Below are 22,125 nucleotides of genomic sequence, written 5' to 3'. Positions count from 1 at the left end.
ATTTCCTTTCCGAATCGTCCACCCACTTTACCATTAATCCTTCTTCTCGCTCTCTTCCTCTTCTGGCACCGATTTACTGGCCGTCAGCAGGAAAGGCGACTGCTGCCAGCGCGTGCGTTTGCCTTGCAAAAGCGTGCGCGTTAACACGACGCCAATCGCCAGCGAAAGGAGTAACATCAGGCGTAGAATATTCGTGGTGTTATCCACCTGTTTGGCTTCGGTCGGCAGGGTGTGGGTGTCGAGGGTCAGACGCAGGTAGCCCAGCGGGCCATTCTTGCCCTGAATCGGCTCGATAATTTGCTGATTGAAATAGCCGCCAGCCTTTTTGCCGTCGAGCGCCAGACGGTCGCGCACGTCAACGTGCTCACCGGCGCGGGCAATCAGATCGCCCTGTTCGTCGTAGACCCCTGCATCCAGAATACGGCTGTTTTCCGTAATCTGACGCAGTATTTGGGCGATGCGTTTATCGTCCGGCGTCTCGGTGCGCATTGCGGGTGCAACGCTCAGGGTAACCTGACGCGCCAGGGTTCGCGCCAGCTCTTCGAACTGCGGATTACGTTGTCGTTGATGATTCTGGCTAAACCAGGATGCCCCTTGCATCAGCGCCACCAGAAGCGCGAGGCAGGACAGGACAATCACTGCACGATGAAGCCGGAATTTCAGTTTTGCGCGAGCCATATTCCACCTGCTGAAAATTTACGGCTTAATGTTGCCAGAAGTGATGGTTACAGGGTAGCCTCATGCGTTATTTTCCCCCTGGAACCTTCCGGCGCGAACCAATTTACAGGAGCTTCAATGCCGAACATTACCTGGTGCGACCTGACCGATGACGTCTCTTTATGGCCAGGATTGCCGCTCTCATTAAGTGGCGACGAGGTCATGCCTCTGGACTACCATGCGGGGCGTAGCGGCTGGCTGCTGTATGGCCGTGGCCTGGATAAGCAACGCCTGACGCAATACCAAACCAAGCTCGGCGCGGCGATGGTGATTGTGGCGGCCTGGTGCGTGGAAGATTATCAGGTGCTGCGTCTGGCCGGATCGCTGACACAACGCGCGACCCGCCTGGCCCACGAAGCCGGGCTGGATGTGGCGCCGCTGGGTAAAATCCCGCATCTCAAAACGCCAGGACTGCTGGTGATGGATATGGATTCGACCGCCATTCAGATCGAGTGCATCGACGAACTCGCGAAACTGGCCGGTAGCGGTGAGATGGTGGCGGAAGTGACCGAACGCGCCATGCGCGGCGAACTCGATTTTGCCGCCAGCCTCAAGCAGCGCGTCGCCACGTTGAAAGGGGCCGATGCCAACATCCTGCGTCAGGTGCGTGATGAACTCCCGTTGATGCCGGGCCTCACCCAACTGGTACTGAAGCTGGAAACCCTCGGCTGGAAAGTGGCGATTGCCTCCGGCGGGTTCACTTTCTTCGCGGACTACCTGCGCGACAAACTGCGCCTGACCACCGTTGTGGCGAACGAACTGGAGATCCGCGACGGTAAACTGACCGGCGAAGTGATCGGCGATATCGTCGATGCCCAGTACAAAGCCAACACCCTGACGCGTCTGGCGGAAAAATATGAAATTCCGGTCACGCAGACTGTCGCCATCGGTGACGGCGCGAACGATCTGCCAATGATCAAAGTGGCCGGGCTGGGCATTGCCTATCATGCCAAGCCAAAAGTAAACGAAAAGACGGAAGTCACCATTCGTCACGCCGATCTGATGGGGGTGTTCTGCATCCTTTCCGGTAGCGTGAATCAGAAATAAAGAGGTAAACCGTGGCGAAAGCTCCAAAACGCGCATTTGTCTGTAATGAATGTGGTGCGGATTATCCGCGCTGGCAGGGGCAGTGCAGCGCCTGCCATGCCTGGAACACCATCACCGAAGTGCGTGTGGCCGCTTCGCCAACCGTGGCCCGCAACGAGCGTCTGAGCGGCTATGCGGGTAACGCTGGGGTCTCGAAGGTACAAAAACTTTCCGAGATCAGCCTCGATGAAGTGCCGCGTTTTTCCACCGGTTTCAAAGAGTTTGACCGCGTACTGGGCGGCGGCGTGGTGCCGGGCAGCGCGATACTGATCGGCGGTAACCCCGGCGCCGGTAAATCGACGCTGCTGCTGCAAACGTTGTGCAAACTCGCCGAACAGATGAAAACCCTGTACGTGACCGGTGAAGAGTCTTTGCAGCAGGTCGCGATGCGCGCGCACCGTCTCGGTCTGCCGACCGGCAATCTGAATATGCTGTCGGAAACCAGCATCGAGCAAATCTGTATGATTGCTGACGAAGAGCAGCCGAAGCTGATGGTCATCGACTCCATCCAGGTCATGCACATGGCGGATATTCAGTCTTCGCCGGGCAGCGTGGCGCAGGTGCGTGAAACCGCCGCCTATCTGACGCGCTTTGCTAAGACGCGCGGCGTGGCCATCGTGATGGTCGGCCACGTCACCAAAGATGGCTCTCTGGCCGGTCCAAAAGTGCTTGAGCACTGTATCGACTGCTCCGTGATGCTCGACGGCGATGCGGATTCCCGTTTCCGCACCCTGCGCAGCCATAAAAACCGTTTTGGTGCGGTGAATGAGCTGGGCGTTTTCGCCATGACCGAACAAGGTCTTCGTGAAGTGAGCAACCCATCGGCCATCTTCCTGAGCCGTGGCGACGAAGAGACCGCCGGCAGCTCGGTGATGGTGCTCTGGGAAGGGACGCGGCCGCTACTGGTGGAGATTCAGGCGCTGGTGGATCAATCCATGATGGGCAACCCTCGTCGCGTGGCGGTCGGGCTTGAGCAAAACCGTTTGGCGATTCTGCTGGCGGTGCTGCACCGTCACGGCGGCCTGCAAATGGCTGATCAGGATGTGTTCGTCAACGTGGTGGGCGGCGTGAAAGTGACAGAAACCAGTGCCGATCTGGCCCTGCTGCTGGCGATGGTCTCCAGCCTGCGCAACCGACCGCTCCCGCAGGATCTGGTGGTGTTTGGCGAAGTGGGGCTGGCCGGAGAAATTCGCCCGGTCCCGAGCGGCCAGGAGCGTATCTCCGAAGCGGCGAAACACGGTTTCCGTCGTGCCATTGTCCCTGCCGCCAACGTACCGAAAAAAGTGCCGGAAGGGATGAAAATTTTCCCGGTGAAAAAACTGTCGGATGCGTTAAGCGTCTTTGACGACTTATAATATTAACGTGCGTATCTTTTTGGCGGGAGCGTTTTGCTGACCCGCCTCACTTAGCAGGAGGCTCTTGTGTCAACATTTGACTATCTTAAAACCGCGATCCGCCAGAAAGGCTGTACTTTGCAGCAGGTGGCGGAAGCCAGCGGGATGACCAAGGGCTATTTAAGCCAGCTTCTGAATGCCAAAATCAAAAGCCCGAGCGCGCAAAAACTTGAGGCGCTGCACCGCTTTCTGGGCCTTGAATTTCCGCGCATGCAAAAGAATATCGGCGTGGTATTTGGCAAGTTTTATCCGCTGCATACCGGCCATATCTATCTGATTCAGCGCGCCTGTAGCCAGGTGGATGAGCTGCATATCATCATGGGTTACGATGACACGCGTGATCGCGCGTTGTTCGAAGACAGCGCCATGTCCCAGCAGCCGACTGTCTCAGATCGTCTGCGCTGGCTGCTGCAGACGTTCAAATACCAAAAAAACATTCGTATTCATGCCTTTAACGAAGAGGGCATGGAGCCGTATCCGCACGGCTGGGATGTGTGGAGTAACGGCATCAAAGCCTTTATGGAAGAGAAGGGGATAGCCCCGAACTGGATCTATACCTCTGAAGAGTCCGATGCGCCGCAGTTCCGCGAACATCTCGGAACGGAAACAGTGCTGATCGATCCTAAGCGCACCTTCATGAACATCAGCGGCGCACAAATCCGCGAAAACCCCTTCCGCTACTGGGATTACATCCCAACGGAAGTGAAGCCGTTCTTTGTGCGCACGGTGGCAATTCTGGGCGGTGAATCGAGCGGTAAATCTACGCTGGTCAACAAGCTGGCGAATATCTTCAACACCACCAGTGCCTGGGAGTATGGGCGCGATTACGTCTTCTCACATCTGGGCGGCGACGAGATGGCGCTCCAGTATTCCGATTACGACAAAATCGCGCTGGGCCATGCGCAGTACATTGATTTCGCGGTCAAATACGCGAACAAAGTGGCGTTTGTGGATACGGATTTCGTGACCACTCAGGCATTCTGTAAAAAGTACGAGGGCCGTGAGCATCCGTTTGTTCAGGCGCTGATCGATGAGTATCGCTTCGATCTGGTGATTTTGCTGGAAAACAACACGCCGTGGGTCGCCGATGGGATGCGCAGCCTGGGCAGCTCCGTCGACCGCAAAGAGTTCCAGACCATGCTGGTGGATATGCTGCGTGAGAATAACGTGGAGTTTGTCCATGTGGAGGAGTCGGACTACGATGGCCGCTTCCTGCGCTGCGTGGAGCTGGTGAAGACGTTGATGGGGGAGCAGGCGTAAAGCGCTGCTCCGAACGATCCCCTCTCCTAAACAGGGAGAGGGTCAGAAAGAGGGTAATGACCTCAGAACTGCACTACCACCTTCCCGCGCATATGCCCGTCAAGCACTTTGCGGTGCGCTTCGCTAATGCTCTCCACGCTTAATCCCTGCAGCGTCTCACTCAGCGAACTCTCCACCACACCGTTTTCGACCAGCTTCGCGACCTCATTCAGAATCTCACCCTGACGCGCCATGTCCGCAGTCTGATACATGCTTCGGGTATACATGAACTCCCAGTGCAGCGCGGCAGATTTAGACTTCAGCTTGCTTTGATCCAGCGGATGGTCGTTCTCAACGATGGTGCAAATATGCCCCTGCGGCGCAATCAGCTCGCTGACCGCCGCCCAGTGCCCGTCGGTATCGTTAAGAATGAAAATGTAATCCACAAAGGTAATGTCGTGCTTCGCCAGTTCACCTTGCAGGTCGCGATAATTCACCACCAGATCCGCACCGCGATCCCGACACCACTGGGCCGAATCCTCCCGGGACGCCGTGGCGATCACCTTGATCTGGCTGTTGTGTTTGGCAAAGGGGATCGCCAGCGATCCGACGCCGCCCGCGCCCCCGATGATCAGCAGCGTTTTGTCCGATCCGGCGTCCTGGATATTCAGCCGTTCAAACAATCCTTCCCACGCCGTCAGGGCGGTTAACGGCAGAGCCGCTGCGGCAGCCCAGTCGAGGTTTTGCGGTTTGTGGCCGACGATGCGCGCATCAATCAGCTGGTGCGTGGCATTGCTGCCCGGACGGGTGATGTCCCCTGCGTACCACACTTCGTCACCGGCTTTGAATTGCGTAACGCCCGCACCGACCGCCTTCACAATTCCGCTGGCGTCCCAGCCCAGAATACGCGGCGCCTGCAGACCGTTTTTGCTCAGGCTGGCATGAACTTTAGTATCGACCGGGTTTACAGAAACGGCTTTCACCTCAACCAGCAAATCATGCTCGCCGGGCTGCGGCATGGGCTGCGTGATCTCAATAAAAGCAGAAGGCTGGTCTGGATTAACGGCAATGGCTTTAACGGACATGGTGAACTCCTTATGGAATGCGTTTGTTGAGGCTAGTCTATTAAGTCACCAGTTGCGTGATAAGATGGACAATCAATAACAAAGTGTTCGTTTGAGATGAACAATCATGTTTAAACAGCTACAGGATATGGCCCTGTTTGCGCTGGTGGCCGAGATGGGCAGTTTTACCGCGGCGGCGCAAAAAGCGAGCCTGCCAAAATCAAGCGTCAGCCAGCGAATTAGCCAGCTTGAGCAGCAGGTCGGTATCCGCCTGCTGAACCGCACCACCCGCAAACTCAATCTAACCTATGCCGGAGAGCACTATCTGGTGCACTGCCGCGAGATGCTGGCGGCGAGCGAGCGCGCGGAATACGCCATTCAGCGTCTGCGCGATAATCCCGGCGGTCGGCTGCGGATCACAAGCCCGGCGGGGATTGGTGCCACGCTGCTGGCGCATCTGAATGCGGAGTTTCAGCGCCGTTATCCGGATGTGTCGCTCGATGTCTGTATTTCAGATGATGTGCAGGATTTGGTGGAGTCTGGCTATGACGTCGCGCTGCGCACCGGCAAGCCGCAGGACTCTTCGTTGATTGGCCGTACGATTGGCAACTGCCCGCGCTATATGCTGGCCTCGCCCGATTATCTGGCGCGTTTTGCTCCTCTGGAACATCCACGGCAGTTGGTGGATCACCGCTGTATCACTCACAAAGCCTGGCCGGAGTGGCTGTTGCGTCGTAACGACGAGGATTATCGACATCTGCCTGACAATGCGCATGTCACGGATAACCTGGTTTACGCCAGGGAGAGTGCCATTGCGGGGGCGGGAATCACGCTGCTGCCCGCGTTTTTGCTGGAAGATAAAATCGAGAAGGGGGCGCTGGTACCGGTGTTGCCAGAATGGCGCGTGGAGGGGAATGAGCTATGGCTGGTCTACCCGAGCCGGAAGCTGAATTCGCCTGCGCTGATGAGCTATATCCAGTTTGCGATGCAGTTTGATGAGGTGAAGCGGTTTTACGTTGGGGTGTGAATGCCGGGAGGCGATGACGCCTTACCCGGCCTGCTTTCTTTCGTTTGCCCGGCAGGCAAAACGCCGCCGGGCAAATCAGTCACTTATTTGGAGATACGCTTGTACTTGATACGTTTTGGCTCCAGCGCATCGGCGCCGAGCGTGCGTTTCTTGTACTCTTCGTATTCGGTAAAGTTACCTTCGAAGAACTCCACTTTACCCTCGTCCTGGTAATCCAGAATGTGGGTGGCAATACGGTCCAGGAACCAACGGTCGTGCGAGATCACCATCGCACAGCCCGGGAACTCCAGCATGGCGTTTTCCAGCGCACGCAGGGTTTCGATATCCAGGTCGTTGGTCGGTTCATCGAGCAGCAGTACGTTACCGCCAACCTGCAGCAGTTTCGCCAGATGCAGACGGCCACGCTCACCGCCGGACAGCTCGCCGACGCGTTTACCCTGATCCACACCTTTGAAGTTGAAGCGGCCAACGTAGGCGCGGCTCGGCATCTCGGTGTTACCGATACGCATGATATCCTGCCCGCCGGAGACTTCTTCCCACACGGTTTTGCTGTTGTCCATCGCATCACGGAACTGGTCAACGGAGGCCAGTTTCACGGTATCACCCAGCGTGATGGTGCCGCTGTCAGGCTGTTCCTGACCAGACATCATGCGGAACAGGGTTGATTTACCGGCGCCGTTCGGACCGATGATCCCGACAATCGCCCCTTTCGGCACGGAGAAGCTCAGGTCGTCAATCAGCAGGCGATCGCCGTAGGATTTACGCAGATTACTCACTTCAACGACTTTATCCCCCAGACGCGCGCCTGGTGGAATAAACAGTTCGTTGGTTTCGTTACGTTTCTGGTATTCGGAGTTGTTCAGCTCTTCAAAGCGTGCCAGACGGGCTTTGCCCTTAGACTGACGGCCTTTAGCACCCTGACGAACCCACTCCAGCTCTTTCTCAATCGATTTACGACGAGCAGCTTCCTGAGACGCTTCCTGCGCCAGACGCTGATCTTTCTGCTCCAGCCAGGAGGAGTAGTTGCCTTCCCACGGAATACCTTCGCCGCGGTCCAGCTCCAGGATCCAGCCTGCCACGTTATCAAGGAAGTAACGGTCGTGGGTAATCGCCACAACGGTCCCTTCGAAGTCGTGCAGGAAGCGTTCCAGCCAGGCGACGGATTCGGCATCCAGGTGGTTCGTTGGTTCGTCGAGCAGCAGCATGTCTGGCTTTTCCAGCAGCAGACGGCACAGCGCGACGCGGCGGCGTTCACCACCGGACAGTTTTTCGATTTTCGCGTCCCAGTCTGGCAGGCGCAGAGCATCGGCCGCACGCTCCAGCTGGACGTTCAGGTTGTGACCGTCATGCGCCTGGATAATTTCTTCAAATTTACCCTGTTGCGCCGCCAGTTTGTCGAAGTCAGCGTCCGGTTCAGCGTACTTCGCGTACACCTCGTCCAGGCCTTTCAGTGCGTTAACAACTTCAGAAACGGCTTCTTCGATGGATTCGCGAACGGTGTGTTCCGGGTTCAGCTTCGGTTCCTGCGGCAGGTAACCGATTTTGAGACCAGGCTGCGGGCGAGCCTCACCTTCGATGTCTGTATCGATGCCGGCCATAATGCGCAGCAGGGTGGACTTACCGGCACCGTTGAGACCCAGAACACCAATTTTTGCGCCCGGGAAGAAGCTCAGCGAGATATTTTTCAGAATATGACGTTTCGGCGGAACGACCTTGCCGACACGATGCATGGTATAAACGAATTGAGCCACGTGGACTTCGCCTCTTTTATCGTGAAGAAAATAGAATTCAGCTGCGAAGTGTAGCCTTTTTCAGTGCCTAATCCCAGCCAGGAACGTCGGGAGTGTTAAAGCACGCAAGAAAGGTAAAAAAGTGTCCATAACGTGGCGTGTTGCGGTATGCCTGGTTAGCATAGATCCATTACATTTTTATGTGGCACGACGCCGCAACGGTATTCAACAAAATGAGGAAGAGCTTGTGGAAAAAGCCAAACAGGTGGTCTGGCGTCTGCTGGCTGCCAGCGTATGCGTGATGACGATAAGCCACGCAGCGCATGCCGATTCACTGGATGAACAGCGTAACCGCTATGCGCAAATCAAGCAGGCGTGGGACAGTAAGCAGATGGATACCGTGCAGGCACTGATGCCGACGCTGAAAGAGTATCCGCTCTATCCGTATCTGGAATACCGCCAGATCACCGACGATCTCATGAACCAGCCGACCCTCACCGTCGCGAATTTTATCCAGGCGAATCCGACGCTACCGCCCGCCCGCACTCTGCAATCGCGCTTTGTGAACGAGCTGGCGCGTCGTGAAGACTGGCGCGGTCTGCTGGCATTCAGCCCGGAAAAACCGGGCACCACCGAAGCGCAGTGTAATTTCTATTACGCTAAATGGGCGACCGGGCAGCAGCAGGAAGCCTGGAGCGGAGCGAAAGATCTGTGGCTGACGGGCAAAAATCTGCCAAACGCCTGTGACTCGCTGTTTGGCGCCTGGCGCGCATCGGGTCAGCAAGATCCGCTGGCCTATCTCGAACGTATTCGCCTGGCGATGAAAGCGGGCAACACGCGTCTCGTGACCACGCTGGCCGGGCAGATGCCCTCCGATTACCAGACCATTTCCACAGCGGTTCTTCAGCTCGCCAACGATCCCAATTCTGTGCTGACGTTTGCTCGCTCGACGGGCGCGACCGATTTCACCCGCCAAATGGCGGCGGTGGCCTTTACCAGCGTGGCGCGTGACGATGTGGAAAACGCAAGGCTGATGATTCCGCAGCTGGTGCAGGCGCAGCAGCTCAACGACGATCAAACCCAGGATCTGCGCGATATCGTCGCGTGGCGTCTGATGGGCACCAATGTGACCGACGAACAGGCGCGCTGGCGTGACGATGCGATCATGCGCTCAAACTCGACCTCGCTGGTTGAACGCCGCGTGCGTATGGCGCTCGGCACCGGCGATCGCCGTGGTTTAAACACCTGGCTCTCCCGCCTGCCGATGGATGCGAAAGAAAAGGACGAGTGGCGTTACTGGCAGGCCGATTTGCTGATGGAGCGCGGGCGTGATGACGAAGCGAAAGAGATCCTTCACTCCCTGATGCAGCAGCGCGGTTTCTATCCGATGGCGGCGGCGCAGCGTCTTGGCGAGGAGTACACGCTGAAAATCGACAAAGCCCCGACAAACGCCAATCCAGCCCTGACGCAGGGACCGGAAATGGCGCGCGTGCGCGAGCTGATGTACTGGAGCATGGATAACACCGCGCGCAGCGAGTGGGCCAACCTGGTGACCAGCCGCACGACTGACGAAAAAGCCCAGCTGGCGCGTTATGCCTTCGATAACCGCTGGTGGGATCTGAGCGTGCAGGCGACGATCGCCGGAAAACTGTGGGATCATCTGGAAGAGCGTTTCCCGCTGGCCTACAACGATCTGTTTGATCGTTACACCAGCGGCAAAGATATCCCGCAGAGCTATGCGATGGCGATTGCCCGTCAGGAGAGTGCCTGGAACCCGAAAGTGCGCTCGCCGGTGGGGGCCAGTGGCCTGATGCAAATTATGCCGGGGACCGCCACGCATACGGTGAAGATGTTTAATATTCCAGGCTACAGCAGCCCGTCACAGCTGCTGGATCCGGATACCAACATCAACATCGGCACCAGCTATTTACAGTATGTGTATCAGCAGTTCGGCAATAACCGCATCTTCTCTTCGGCGGCGTATAACGCAGGGCCTGGGCGTGTGCGCACCTGGCTTGGCAACAGCGCCGGGCGCATCGACGCGGTGGCGTTTATCGAGAGCATTCCGTTCTCCGAAACGCGCGGTTATGTGAAGAATGTGCTGGCCTATGATGCCTACTACCGCTACTTCATGGGGCAGAAAGACACCCTGATGAGCGACGCGGAGTGGCAGAGAAAGTATTAATCCGGATGGGTTGTGTTATGCTTGTACTCGTCTAAGAGTACAAACGGCGGCATAACATGACCCAGCATTCCCCTTATTCATCGGCGATGGCCGAACAGCGCAACCAGGAGTGGCTTCGTTTTGTGGAGCTGCTTCGCCAGTCCTACGAGAAAGATCTGCACCTGCCTCTGATGCAGCTGATCCTGACGCCCGACGAGCGCGAAGCGCTGGGGACGCGCGTGCGCATTATTGAAGAGTTGCTGCGGGGTGAGATGAGCCAGCGTGAGCTGAAGAATGAGCTGGGGGCGGGGATTGCTACGATTACCCGTGGATCGAACAGCCTGAAATCAGCCCCGGTTGAGTTGCGCCAGTGGCTTGAGGAAGTGCTGCTGAAAAATGCCTGAGGGGATTTCCTGTTATCGGGAAAGAGTGCGATTGCAGGCCTGATGGCGTTGCGCTTATCAGACCTGCAAAAGATCAGCTCTCATCGTGGCGTTTCAACGGTACACCGCGTTATGAAACGGGCTTAACGCCAGCACCACTGCCTGATGGTAAACGCTCGAACGCGTCAGCGTCCCGGCGGTAAACACGCCGATGGCACCCTCTTTGCGGCCAATCTCGTCGATGCCGGTGTAGTGCGACATCACCGGCCCGAGCGCTTCTCCCGCCCGCACTTTTTCCAGAATGGTAGCCGGTAAAGGCAACGTCGCTGAACGGGATTCTCCGCGCTGCTCGCGGCTCTCAATCACCACCCAGCTAAAGGTTGCCCCTTCGTCAATTCCCGCTTCAATCGCGACCCAAAAATCGGCCTGCGGGCGCAGAGCTTTCGCATTCACGACGCGATTTCGTGCGCCAGCGCGCGTTTCCTCGCTTCCGAAAGGTTGTTCAGGGACGCCGCTCTCGACGCCGACGGCGTCGATATGGCAGGATCCTTCGCCGAAGATCTCTTCAAATGCCCTTAGAATTGCCTGAATTTTGGCAGGATTAGTGGTAGCAGAGACAACATGGTGCATAATTAAGCTCGATTCGAAAAAAACTCATCGCAGTATAACGGAAAAAAACATGTTACAGGTTTACCTTGTTCGCCACGGTGAAACGCAGTGGAACGCCGAGCGACGTATTCAAGGCCAGTCAGACAGTCCTCTCACCGCCAAAGGTGAGCAACAAGCATGGCAGGTTGCGGAGCGCGCCAGAACCCTGGGCATCACGCACATTATCGCCAGCGATTTAGGGCGCACGCAGCAAACGGCGCGCATTATCGCTGAGGCCTGCGGGTGCGACATTATCCTCGATCCTCGCCTGCGCGAGCTCGACATGGGCGTGCTGGAAAAACGTCATGTGGATTCTCTGACGGAGCAGGAAGAGGGCTGGCGTCGTACGCTGGTCAACGGCACCGAAGATGGCCGTATTCCTGAGGGTGAGTCCATGCAGGAGCTGAGCGTGCGCGTTCAGGCGGCACTGGCAGATTGCCTCAAGCTACCGGCAGGTAGCCGACCGCTGCTGGTGAGCCACGGTATCGCCCTGGGCTGCCTGGTGAGCACCATTCTTGGACTGCCGGCTTATGCTGAGCGCCGTTTGCGTCTGCGCAACTGCTCTATTTCCCGTATCGACTATCAGGAAAGCCCGTGGCTGGCGTCTGGTTGGGTGGTGGAAATGGCAGGGGACATCTCGCATCTGGACGCCCCTGCGCTGGATGAACTGCAGCGTTAGCGGCGAATTGGAATCAAGAATTCCATACGCAGATTGATTGGGCCTTCATCCGGTTTAGCATCGCTGGCCGGATAGTAGCGCTCAATGTCCTGACCTTTACGGCGGTTCAGATTCAGCATCGGCATGCAGGTACCGTAAACGGTCAGGATAAACTCCTGAACACCCGTTCCCAGCCCTTCATAGTTGAACATCACGTATTCACCGCCTTCCAACACGACCGGCTTCGAGCCCTGAATATAGCCGTTGGCCATCTCAGGCGTAAGCGCGGTGGTGTAGAACACTTCCTGCTCGTCGTCCTTTTCCTGGCTTGGGTGCGTTTCGTTCAGGCCATACAGCAACGGCGGGATCGCCGGGGCGTGGCTCAGGAAATCGCGCCAGAACTGGGTGCGCATCTGATGACGGAATTCAGAAATCTGTTCCAGCGAACAGGAGTAGCTTTGCGTCGTGCCAATCAGGTGCGTCTCTGGTAGGGTGACGAATTCATATTTTGGCATCGCAAATTCGCCCAGACGCAGCGGCGGGCGCATGCCAAACGAACTCCAGTCGGGTGAACGACGATAGAGCGCAGGCGTCAGCGAGAACTGTTTTTTGAAAGCGCGGGTAAAGGTCTGCTGCGAGTCAAAACGGTATTGCAGCGCAATATCCAGAATCGGACGCGCTGTCAGGCGCAAGGCCACCGCCGATTTTGAGAGACGACGTGCACGAATATAGGCACCGATAGCATGACCGGTGACATCCTTGAACATCCTTTGCAAATGCCACTTGGAATAACCTGCTTTTGCCGCCACATTATCCAGTGACAAAGGCTGGTCCAGATGACCTTCTAGCCAGGTAAGCAGATCGCGAATAATTCCAGCCTGATCCATATACTATCCTCATCCTTAAAACAGCAGGTGCCTGATAACAGGGTAGCGGATAATAGCATTTTTTGATGTTTTAGCATTCAGTGTTTTTTTTGCGCATTAATGCTTTTTGCCGCACATTATGGGCATCAAATTGCTAATCCTGTGATCTTGCTACATTTTTATCCTGTTTGTTGAATAATCGCTCAATGCAATTTTAAAGAATGGTAACAATATGAAATACAAGACATTGATCTTCACCGCTCTGATGCTGTTAGTGGGGCGTAACGCGCTGGCCGAAGAAGTTGGCTCCGTCGATACCGTGTTTAAAATCTTTGGCCCGGACCATAAAATCGTGGTCGAAGCCTTTGACGATCCTGATGTGAAGAACGTCACCTGCTATATCAGCCGCGCGAAAACGGGCGGGATCAAAGGGGGGCTGGGGCTGGCTGAAGATACGGCCGATGCGGCGATCTCTTGCCAGCAGGTGGGGCCGGTGGAGCTGAGCGACAAAATTAAAAACGGCAAAGCGCAGGGCGATGTGGTGTTCCAGAAACGCACTTCGCTGGTGTTTAAAAAACTGCAGGTCGTGCGTTTCTATGATGCAAAACGGAACACGCTGGCATACCTCGCTTACTCCGATAAAGTGGTTGAGGGATCGCCGAAAAACGCACTGAGTGCCGTACCGATCATGCCGTGGCGCTAACTCAGGGGCACAGGATGCAGCAACCGTTGATTTGGCTGGTGGAAGACGAAATCAGCATCGCCGAGACGCTAATCTACATGCTTTCGCAGGAAGGCTTTGCGGTGAAGTCCTTCGAACGCGGGCTGCCTGCGCTCGAAGAGGCGCGGCGTCAGGCGCCTGCACTCGCGATTCTGGATGTGGGTCTGCCGGATATCAGCGGTTTCGAGCTGTGTCGTCAGCTGCTGGCGCAACATCCGTCGCTGCCGGTACTGTTCCTCACGGCTCGCAGCGATGAGGTGGATAAACTGCTGGGCCTCGAAATGGGGGCCGATGATTACGTCGCCAAACCCTTCTCGCCGCGCGAAGTGTGCGCCCGGGTGCGGACCATTTTGCGACGGATGCAGAAATCGGCGTTGCCTTCGGAGATCCTGCGCATCGGGCAGTTTGAACTCAACGAACCCGCCGCGCAGATCAGCTGGTGCGGCGAAGCATTACTTTTAACGCGCTACGAATTTTTGCTGCTTAAAACCTTGCTCCACGCGCCTGGCCGGGTGTTTTCCCGCCAGCAGCTGATGGACAAAGTCTGGGGCGAGGATGGTGACAGCTTCGATCGCACCGTGGATACCCATATCAAAACCCTGCGCGCCAAATTGCGCGCCGTGAATGCGGACCTTTCGCCCATCAGCACCCATCGCGGCATGGGTTACAGCCTGGGGCTGTCGTAATGCGCATCGGCATGCGGCTGCTGCTGGGCTATTTCCTGATTGTCGCAATCGCCGCCTGGTTTGTGCTGTCGATCTTTGTGCAGGAGGTGAAACCCGGCGTGCGCAGGGCCACCGAAGGGACACTGATTGATACCGCCACGCTGCTGGCGGAAGTGGGGCGCGACGATCTGCTGGCGAATGATCCCCAAAACGGCAGAGTTGCGCAGGCTTTCACGCAGCTGCATCAACGCCCGTTTCGCGCCAATATTGGCGGCATCTACAAAGTGCGCAACGAATATCACGTCTACATGACCGATGCGCAGGGCAAAGTGGTGTTTGATTCCACCGGAAAAGGGCTGGGTGAGGATTATTCGCGCTGGAATGATGTCTGGCGCACCCTGCGCGGGCAGTACGGCGCGCGCAGTACCCAGGACGATCCCAACGACCCTGAGAGCACCGTGATGTACGTGGCGGCACCCATTGTTGATCAGGGAAAAATCATCGGCGTGCTGTCGGTGGGGAAACCGAACAGCGCTATGGCGCCGGTGATCCACCGCAGCGAGCGGCGCATTCTTTGGGCGGGCGGCGCGCTGCTGGGGATTGCCCTGCTGATAGGGCTGATTGTGGCGTGGTGGATCAACCGTTCCATCAGTTCCCTGTCGCGCTACGCGGATTCTGTGACCCACGACACGCCGCTGCCGTTGCCCGATCCGGGCAGCAGTGAGCTGCGCAAGCTGGCGCAGGCGCTGGAAAACATGCGTATCCGCCTCGAAGGCAAAAATTATATTGAGCATTACGTTCACGCCCTGACCCATGAGCTGAAAAGCCCGCTGGCGGCGATTCGCGGCGCGGCGGAGATCCTGTCAGAGCAGCCGCCACCGCCGGTAGCCGCGCGGTTTATCGACAATATCCTGGTGCAGAACGCGCGGATGCAGTCGCTGGTCGAAAAGCTGCTGGAGCAGGCGAAGCTGGAAAACCGCGTGGAGATTATCCCCGGTACCGTCAATATTACTGCGCTGTTCACGCGTATCAGCGACGCGCGCGCAACGATGCTGGCGGCAAAAAATATCCATCTGAGTTGCCAGGTCGACGTGCCGACGGTCGAGGGCGATGCGGATTTGCTGGAGCAGGCGCTGGGCAACCTGCTGGATAACGCCATCGACTTTACGCCGCACGGCGGGAGTATCACGCTCACCGCTGAAGCGGTGCAGAAGCAGACCCTGCTGAAAGTGACCGACAGCGGCAGCGGTATTCCGGACTACGCCCTGGCCCGCATTTTTGAGCGCTTTTACTCACTTCCGCGCGAAACGGGCCTGAAGAGCAGCGGCCTTGGGCTGGCGTTTGTGCAGGAGGTTGCGCGTCTGCATCACGGCGATATTCAACTTCGCAATCGCGAAGCAGGCGGCGTTGAGGCTATTTTGGCACTTCACCGTCCCTTCACATAACTTCAAATTCCGCGCACATAGCCACGTTACGCTCTCTCCATCACTAAGGAGAAGGCAATGAAAAAATCCCCCCTGTTCTGGAAAGTTAGCACCCTGATGGGGTGCATCCTGCTGCTGTTAGTTCCGCTGTTTATGGTAAGCAACCTGATTTCGGAGCGTGCCAGCTATCGCGATGACGTCGAAGATACGCTGCGCCAAAGCACCAGCGGCCCGCAGCAGCTCACCGGCCCGTTAATCGCGATTCCGGTAACGGAAATTTATTACACGATTGAAGATAAGGTTCAGGTTGAGCATAAGCGCAGTTTCCTGCACTTCTTGCTGCCGGAATCGCTGGTGATTGATGGCAATCAGCAGGTCGAATCCCGAAGCATCGGCATCTACGATGGGCAGATCTGGAGCACTGATCTGAAACTGAAAGCGCAATTTAATACGGATAAGCTGGACCAGCTCAAAGGGGAAACCATCACGCTGGGCCAACCGTTTGTGGCCGTTGGCGTCGGTGATGCGCGTGGGATCGGTGCGGTGAACGTGTCGAAAGTGAACGGCGAAACCATGACCGTAGAGCCGGGTTCCGGCATCCTGGGGGAGCAGGCGGGGATTCACATTCCGCTGACGTGGGAAACGCTCAATGCAAAAAACATCGAACTGGAGATGGCGTTGAATCTCAATGGGACGGGCAGTTTCTCCGTCGTGCCGGTCGGGCGTAACAGCGAGCTGACGCTGCGCAGCAACTGGCCGCACCCTGGTTTTATGGGGGATTACTTACCGTCGAAGCGCGAAATCAGTGCCTCAGGATTTCAGGCCCACTGGCAAAGCAGCTGGTTTGCGAACAATCTTGAAAGCGTGTTCAGCGCGAGTGAAACGCCTTCGTTTCGTGACGTTCCAGCCTTTAGCGTGACGGTGGCGACGCCTGCCGATCAGTATCAGTTAACAGACCGCGCCATTAAGTATGCCATTTTGTTGATTGCGCTGACGTTTATGGCTTTCTTTGTCTACGAAACGCTCTCTCACCTTCGTCTGCACCCGATGCAGTATCTGCTGGTGGGGCTGTCGCTGGTGCTGTTCTACCTGGTACTGCTGGCGTTGTCAGAACATGTGGGCTTTACCCCTGCCTGGATTATCGCAAGCCTGGTCGGGGCGCTGATGAACGGGGTATATCTGCAGGCGGTGCTGAAGGGCTGGAAGCGAAGCGCGGTGTTTGTCGTGGCGCTGTTAGGCCTGGACGGTGTGATGTGGTTCCTGCTGCGTTCGGAAGACAGCGCGCTGTTGCTGGGGTCGGGCGTGCTGGCGATAGCGCTGTTTGCGGTAATGTATCTGACGCGGCACTTTGACTGGTACTCGCTCACACAGGTGAAGCGCAGTATGCCGAAAAGTGAAGAGAACGCGGATTCGTTACGGATCTGGAAATAAAAAAACGGCGCGTTAAGCGCCGTTTTTACTGCATTGAGAGCGGGATTATTCCTGCAAGTCGCCGCAGAAACGATAGCCTTCGCCATGGATAGTGGCGATGATTTCTGGCGTATCCGGCGTAGACTCGAAGTGTTTACGAATGCGACGGATCGTCACGTCAACAGTACGGTCGTGCGGCTTCAGCTCGCGGCCCGTCATCTTCTTCAGCAGCTCTGCACGGGACTGAATTTTGCCCGGGTTTTCGCAGAAGTGCAGCATGGCGCGGAATTCACTGCGCGGCAGCTTGTACTGTTCACCGTTCGGGCTAACCAGCGAACGGCTGTTGATATCAAGTTCCCAGCCGTTGAATTTGTAGCTGTCTACGCTACGACGCTCTTCACTCACCGTACCCAGATTCATGGTGCGGGACAGCAGGTTGCGTGCACGAATGGTTAACTCGCGAGGATTAAACGGCTTGGTGATGTAGTCATCAGCGCCGATTTCCAGGCCAAGAATTTTATCAACTTCGTTATCACGGCCTGTCAGGAACATTAACGCCACGTTCGCCTGTTCACGCAGCTCGCGTGCCAGAAGAAGGCCGTTTTTCCCGGGCAGGTTGATATCCATGATGACCAGGTTGATATCATTTTCAGAAAGGATCTGATGCATCTCTGCGCCATCGGTCGCTTCAAAGACATCGTAGCCTTCTGCTTCGAAAATGCTCTTTAACGTGTTGCGTGTTACCAACTCGTCTTCAACGATAAGAATGTGCGGGGTCTGCATGTTTGCTACCTAAATTGCCAACTAAATCGAAACAGGAAGTACAAAAGTCCCTGACCTGCCTGATACATGTCGCAAATTAACATGATCGGCCTAACGTGACTAAAGTACGTAATTGCGTTCTTGATGCACTTTCCATCAACGTCAACAACATCATTAGCTTGGTCGTGGGCACTTTCCCTCAGGACCCGACAGTGTCAAAAACGGCTGTCATCCTAACCATTTTAACAGCAACATAACAGGCTAAGTGACACCGGACACCCAATAAAACTACGCTTCGTTGACATATATCAAGTTCAATTGTAGCACGTTAACAGTTTGATGAAATCATCGTATCTGATTGCTAGCCTTTGTCACAATTTTTCAATAAACCAACTAGTTGCAGATATTGATTAATAAACAACGCGAATCCAATTCGAAAAACCAATCAATACGAGTATTATCATTATTAAACATACGGATAACTAATGTCTGTTAACATTTGAATCACTAGTTCCGTTACGGAACAGTTTAGCGCTTTTAATTCATGGTGAAATGCTATTTCGGTGATTTGTGTTGCAATTTTGTAAATTCGCGCTGCGTAATATGTTGAGCTGCGTCACACTTTTACCGGCTAACTGATTAAAAAGAGAGCAAAAATGCACTTATCGATAGTGCTGGTTTCGCCAGCAAGAGCAGAAAATATTGGCGCTGCCGCCCGAGCAATGAAGACCATGGGATTCACCGATTTGCGCATCGTAGACAGCGAGGCGCACCTCGAGCCAGCCGCCCGTTGGGTGGCACACGGATCGGGTGAAATCCTCGATAACATAACCACTTACGCGACTCTCGCCGATGCGCTGCACGACATTTCGTTCACCGTCGCGACCACCGCCCGCAGCCGGGCGAAGTATCATTATTACGCGACGCCAACCGAACTGGTGCCGCTGCTGGAAGAAAAAAGCGCGTGGCTAACCAAAGCGGCACTGGTTTTTGGCCGCGAAGATTCGGGCCTGACGAATGAAGAGCTGGAGCTGGCAGACGTGCTGACCGGTGTGCCGATGGTGGCAGATTATCCGTCTCTCAATCTCGGCCAGGCGGTGATGGTCTATTGCTATCAATTAGCATCTTTAATGCAAATTCCCACGCCCGACGTGAACGACGGGGATGAAAACCAGCTGCGGGTGTTGCGCGCGCGAACGCACTCGCTCTTAACCCAGCTTGGCGTGGCGGACGATCAGAAAATGGTGGACTGGCTTCATCAGCGACTGGGGTTGCTTGAGCAGCGCGACACGGCAATGTTGCACCGATTGCTGCACGATATCGAAAAAAAATTGGCAGAATAAAAACCTGACATTTGTTTTTCGTATGGATTAACCGTCTGTCGATAAGGGTTGCAACTGGTTGTATCCGGATAAAAATAAAACCGCAAGCAGCGGGTCGTGAAAGGGTTACAAATTGTGATCAAATTAAAAATTCATTGACTTAAGGTGCCGGATACTTTAACCCTAAAAGAATACAGGACAGACAGAAAACAACACAGAGCACACAACATCCATGAATCGCGTTAGCACCACCACCATTACAACAACCATCATCATTACCACAGGTAACGATGCGGGCTGACGCGTAACAGGAAAAACAGAAAAAAGCCCGCACCTGAACAGTGCGGGCTTTTTTTTCGACCAAAGATCACGAGGTAAACCATGCGAGTCTTGAAGTTCGGCGGTACATCAGTGGCAAACGCAGAACGTTTTCTGCGCGTTGCCGATATCCTGGAAAGCAACGCCAGGCAGGGGCAGGTGGCAACCGTGCTCTCTGCCCCGGCGAAAATTACTAACCACCTGGTGGCGATGATTGAAAAAACCATCGGTGGCCAGGATGCTCTCCCGAACATCAGCGATGCCGAGCGCATTTTTACCGAGCTGCTTCAGGGGCTTGCAGATATCCAGCCAGGCTTCCCGCTCGCCCGGCTGAAAGCCTTAGTGGAACAAGAGTTCGCACAGATCAAACATGTCCTGCACGGCATCAGCCTGCTGGGACAATGCCCGGATGGCATCAACGCGGCGCTGATTTGCCGCGGTGAAAAACTCTCAATTGCTATCATGGCGGGCCTGCTGGAAGCGCGTGGTCACCATGTCACGGTGATCGACCCGGTCGAAAAACTGCTGGCGGTGGGCCATTACCTCGAATCCACCGTCGATATTGCCGAATCTACCCGTCGCATCGCCGCCAGTAAAATCCCGGCTGACCATATGATTCTGATGGCGGGCTTTACTGCCGGTAACGAGAAGGGCGAACTCGTGGTGCTGGGCCGTAACGGTTCCGACTACTCTGCCGCCGTGCTGGCTGCTTGTTTGCGGGCCGATTGTTGCGAAATCTGGACGGATGTTGACGGCGTCTATACCTGCGATCCGCGCCAGGTGCCGGACGCAAGGCTGCTGAAATCGATGTCGTATCAGGAAGCGATGGAGCTGTCGTATTTCGGCGCAAAAGTCCTCCATCCACGCACCATCTCCCCGATTGCTCAGTTCCAGATCCCTTGCCTCATCAAAAATACCGGCAACCCACAGGCGCCAGGCACGCTGATTGGCGCGAGCCATGATGAAGACGATTTGCCGGTTAAAGGTATCTCTAACCTCAATAACATGGCGATGTTCAGCGTCTCCGGTCCAGGGATGAAAGGCATGGTCGGCATGGCCGCACGTGTGTTTGCCGCGATGTCGCGCAACGGTATCTCCGTTGTGCTCATCACGCAGTCCTCCTCTGAATACAGCATCAGCTTCTGCGTGCCGCAGGCGGATTGTGGCCGTGCCCGTCGTGCGCTGGAAGATGAGTTTTATCTGGAGCTGAAAGAAGAGCTACTGGAACCGCTGTCGATCCAGGAACGCCTGGCGATTATCTCGGTCGTCGGCGACGGAATGCGCACCCTGCGCGGGATCTCCGCCAAATTCTTTGCCGCGCTGGCACGCGCCAACATCAACATCGTGGCCATTGCCCAGGGCTCTTCCGAGCGCTCGATTTCGGTTGTGGTGAGCAATGATGACGCGACCACCGGGGTGCGTGTCACGCACCAGATGCTGTTCAACACCGATCAGGTGATCGAGGTGTTCATCATTGGCGTCGGCGGTGTGGGCGGTGCGCTGCTGGAGCAGGTGAAGCGTCAGCAGGGCTGGCTGAAGAACAAACATATCGATCTGCGCGTCTGCGGCGTGGCGAATTCCCGAGCGCTGCTGACCAACGTCCACGGGCTGAATCTGGAAAGCTGGCAGGATGAATTGGCGCAGGCGAAAGAGCCGTTTAATCTTGGCCGCCTGATTCGTCTGGTGAAAGAGTATCACCTGCTTAATCCGGTGATTGTGGACTGTACCTCAAACCAGGCCGTCGCCGATCAGTATGCTGACTTCCTGCGCGAAGGTTTCCACGTCGTGACGCCGAACAAAAAGGCCAACACCTCGTCGATGGATTACTACCATCAGCTGCGCACCGCGGCCAGCAAGTCTCGCCGTAAGTTCCTCTACGACACCAACGTCGGCGCGGGGCTGCCGGTCATTGAGAACCTGCAAAACTTGCTGAACGCGGGTGATGAACTGCAGCGCTTCTCCGGCATTCTCTCCGGTTCCCTGTCGTTTATTTTCGGCAAGCTGGATGAAGGGATGAGCCTCTCGGAAGCCACCCGTGAAGCGCGTGAGCTGGGCTATACCGAGCCAGACCCGCGTGACGATCTCTCGGGCATGGATGTCGCGCGTAAGCTGCTGATCCTTGCCCGTGAAACCGGCCGTGAGCTGGAGCTGTCGGATATCGTCATCGAGCCGGTGCTGCCTGCAGGTTTTGATGACAGCGGCGATGTCGCTACTTTTATGGATCGCTTAGCGCAGCTGGATGACGACTTTGCGGCACGTATCGCAAAAGCCCGTGATGAAGGCAAAGTATTGCGCTATGTTGGCAACATCGAAGACGACGGTGTGTGCCGCGTGAAGATTGCTGAAGTGGACGGGAACGATCCGCTCTTTAAAGTGAAAAACGGCGAAAACGCCCTGGCGTTTTACAGCCACTATTATCAGCCATTACCGTTGGTACTTCGCGGTTACGGCGCAGGGAATGATGTGACGGCGGCGGGCGTGTTTGCCGATCTGCTGCGTACCCTGTCATGGAAGTTAGGAGTTTAAC

At 55.9% G+C, this 22,125-nt stretch carries 21 protein-coding genes and 1 other annotated feature; of the genes, 15 read left to right on the top strand and 6 right to left on the bottom strand.

What is annotated here, in order from left to right; translation table 11 throughout:
• Positions 1–33 precede the first annotated feature (33 nt).
• A complete protein-coding gene (locus ETG88_RS11845) occupies positions 34–678 on the bottom strand; it encodes a YtjB family periplasmic protein (protein WP_100777728.1) in 645 nt (214 codons plus the stop codon).
• Positions 679–795: 117 nt separating this feature from the next.
• On the opposite strand from ETG88_RS11845, the gene serB reads away from it, so the two are divergent.
• The 3 genes from serB to nadR all read left to right on the top strand — a co-directional run bounded on the left by serB (position 796) and on the right by nadR (position 4,457).
• On the top strand, positions 796–1,764 hold the full coding sequence (serB, locus tag ETG88_RS11840; protein WP_100777727.1) for a phosphoserine phosphatase: 969 nt from the start codon (positions 796–798) through the stop codon (positions 1,762–1,764).
• An 11-nt stretch (positions 1,765–1,775) separates the two neighbouring features.
• Positions 1,776–3,158, top strand: coding sequence for a DNA repair protein RadA (gene radA / locus ETG88_RS11835; RefSeq protein ID WP_100777726.1), 1,383 nt, complete (start codon positions 1,776–1,778; stop codon positions 3,156–3,158).
• Positions 3,159–3,224: 66 nt separating this feature from the next.
• Complete coding sequence (gene nadR, locus ETG88_RS11830; protein ID WP_100777725.1) at positions 3,225–4,457, top strand: multifunctional transcriptional regulator/nicotinamide-nucleotide adenylyltransferase/ribosylnicotinamide kinase NadR; 1,233 nt, start codon at positions 3,225–3,227, stop codon at positions 4,455–4,457.
• A gap of 62 nt (positions 4,458–4,519) precedes the next feature.
• Here nadR and ETG88_RS11825 read toward each other — a convergent pair whose 3' ends face one another.
• Complete coding sequence (locus tag ETG88_RS11825; RefSeq protein ID WP_100777724.1) at positions 4,520–5,521, bottom strand: zinc-binding alcohol dehydrogenase family protein; 1,002 nt, start codon at positions 5,519–5,521, stop codon at positions 4,520–4,522.
• Positions 5,522–5,627: 106 nt separating this feature from the next.
• On the opposite strand from ETG88_RS11825, the gene ETG88_RS11820 reads away from it, so the two are divergent.
• The gene (locus tag ETG88_RS11820; RefSeq protein ID WP_129035460.1) at positions 5,628–6,527 is read left to right on the top strand and encodes a LysR family transcriptional regulator; all 900 of its coding nucleotides are present in this window, start codon (positions 5,628–5,630) and stop codon (positions 6,525–6,527) included.
• A gap of 83 nt (positions 6,528–6,610) precedes the next feature.
• On the opposite strand, the gene ettA is transcribed toward ETG88_RS11820, so the two are convergent.
• Positions 6,611–8,278, bottom strand: a complete 1,668-nt coding sequence (gene ettA / locus ETG88_RS11815) for an energy-dependent translational throttle protein EttA (protein ID WP_100777722.1) — start codon at positions 8,276–8,278, stop codon at positions 6,611–6,613.
• A gap of 226 nt (positions 8,279–8,504) precedes the next feature.
• Between ettA and sltY the strand changes: the two genes are divergently transcribed.
• Together sltY and trpR are read left to right on the top strand one after the other, a co-directional pair.
• Positions 8,505–10,442, top strand: a complete 1,938-nt coding sequence (sltY, locus tag ETG88_RS11810) for a murein transglycosylase (protein ID WP_129035459.1) — start codon at positions 8,505–8,507, stop codon at positions 10,440–10,442.
• A 56-nt stretch (positions 10,443–10,498) separates the two neighbouring features.
• Positions 10,499–10,825 (top strand): trp operon repressor, encoded by a 327-nt coding sequence (gene trpR, locus ETG88_RS11805; protein ID WP_100777720.1) that lies wholly within the window; start codon positions 10,499–10,501, stop codon positions 10,823–10,825.
• Positions 10,826–10,918: 93 nt separating this feature from the next.
• On the opposite strand, the gene yjjX is transcribed toward trpR, so the two are convergent.
• Positions 10,919–11,434: an inosine/xanthosine triphosphatase gene (gene yjjX, locus ETG88_RS11800; RefSeq protein WP_100777719.1), complete on the bottom strand. Its 516-nt coding sequence runs from the start codon at positions 11,432–11,434 to the stop codon at positions 10,919–10,921.
• Positions 11,435–11,483: 49 nt separating this feature from the next.
• Here yjjX and gpmB point away from each other — a divergent pair, with 49 nt between their 5' ends.
• Positions 11,484–12,131 carry a 2,3-diphosphoglycerate-dependent phosphoglycerate mutase GpmB gene (gene gpmB / locus ETG88_RS11795; protein WP_100777718.1) on the top strand — a complete coding sequence of 216 codons (648 nt, stop codon included), beginning with the start codon at positions 11,484–11,486 and terminating at the stop codon, positions 12,129–12,131.
• On the opposite strand, the gene robA is transcribed toward gpmB, so the two are convergent.
• A complete protein-coding gene (robA, locus tag ETG88_RS11790) occupies positions 12,128–12,997 on the bottom strand; it encodes an MDR efflux pump AcrAB transcriptional activator RobA (RefSeq protein WP_100777717.1) in 870 nt (289 codons plus the stop codon). The two genes, gpmB and robA, sit on opposite strands and share 4 nt — an antisense overlap.
• A 211-nt stretch (positions 12,998–13,208) precedes the next feature.
• On the opposite strand from robA, the gene creA reads away from it, so the two are divergent.
• From creA to creD, 4 genes are read left to right on the top strand one after another with little or no spacing between them, the layout of a single operon-like run.
• On the top strand, positions 13,209–13,679 hold the full coding sequence (creA, locus tag ETG88_RS11785; protein WP_100777716.1) for a protein CreA: 471 nt from the start codon (positions 13,209–13,211) through the stop codon (positions 13,677–13,679).
• Between the two features lie 14 nt (positions 13,680–13,693).
• Positions 13,694–14,383 (top strand): two-component system response regulator CreB, encoded by a 690-nt coding sequence (gene creB, locus ETG88_RS11780; RefSeq protein WP_100777715.1) that lies wholly within the window; start codon positions 13,694–13,696, stop codon positions 14,381–14,383.
• Complete coding sequence (gene creC, locus ETG88_RS11775) at positions 14,383–15,807, top strand: two-component system sensor histidine kinase CreC (RefSeq protein WP_129035458.1); 1,425 nt, start codon at positions 14,383–14,385, stop codon at positions 15,805–15,807. Before creB ends, creC begins: the two co-directional genes overlap by 1 nt.
• A 57-nt stretch (positions 15,808–15,864) precedes the next feature.
• Positions 15,865–17,217, top strand: a complete 1,353-nt coding sequence (gene creD, locus ETG88_RS11770; RefSeq protein WP_129035457.1) for a cell envelope integrity protein CreD — start codon at positions 15,865–15,867, stop codon at positions 17,215–17,217.
• Between the two features lie 45 nt (positions 17,218–17,262).
• Here creD and arcA read toward each other — a convergent pair whose 3' ends face one another.
• On the bottom strand, positions 17,263–17,979 hold the full coding sequence (gene arcA / locus ETG88_RS11765) for a two-component system response regulator ArcA (RefSeq protein WP_006174002.1): 717 nt from the start codon (positions 17,977–17,979) through the stop codon (positions 17,263–17,265).
• Positions 17,980–18,074: 95 nt separating this feature from the next.
• On the opposite strand from arcA, the gene yjjY reads away from it, so the two are divergent.
• The 4 genes from yjjY to thrA all read left to right on the top strand — a co-directional run bounded on the left by yjjY (position 18,075) and on the right by thrA (position 22,124).
• Positions 18,075–18,215, top strand: coding sequence for a YjjY family protein (gene yjjY / locus ETG88_RS11760; protein ID WP_001303782.1), 141 nt, complete (start codon positions 18,075–18,077; stop codon positions 18,213–18,215).
• A gap of 399 nt (positions 18,216–18,614) precedes the next feature.
• Positions 18,615–19,301, top strand: coding sequence for a tRNA/rRNA methyltransferase (locus ETG88_RS11755; protein ID WP_129035456.1), 687 nt, complete (start codon positions 18,615–18,617; stop codon positions 19,299–19,301).
• Between the two features lie 211 nt (positions 19,302–19,512).
• Positions 19,513–19,581, top strand: coding sequence for a thr operon leader peptide (gene thrL / locus ETG88_RS11750; protein ID WP_107704209.1), 69 nt, complete (start codon positions 19,513–19,515; stop codon positions 19,579–19,581).
• Positions 19,520–19,638 (top strand) — a sequence feature (Thr leader region). (Overlaps the previous gene by 62 nt.)
• 23 nt (positions 19,639–19,661) lie before the next feature.
• Positions 19,662–22,124 (top strand): bifunctional aspartate kinase/homoserine dehydrogenase I, encoded by a 2,463-nt coding sequence (thrA, locus tag ETG88_RS11745; RefSeq protein WP_129035455.1) that lies wholly within the window; start codon positions 19,662–19,664, stop codon positions 22,122–22,124.
• The last annotated feature ends 1 nt before the right edge of the window (position 22,125 follow it).

Source organism: Lelliottia nimipressuralis, from assembly GCF_004115925.1.
In the GTDB taxonomy this organism is placed as follows: Bacteria; Pseudomonadota; Gammaproteobacteria; order Enterobacterales; family Enterobacteriaceae; genus Enterobacter; species Enterobacter nimipressuralis.
Note: the sequence above shows the minus strand (reverse complement) of the source record. Positions and strands in the feature narration are given on the sequence as shown.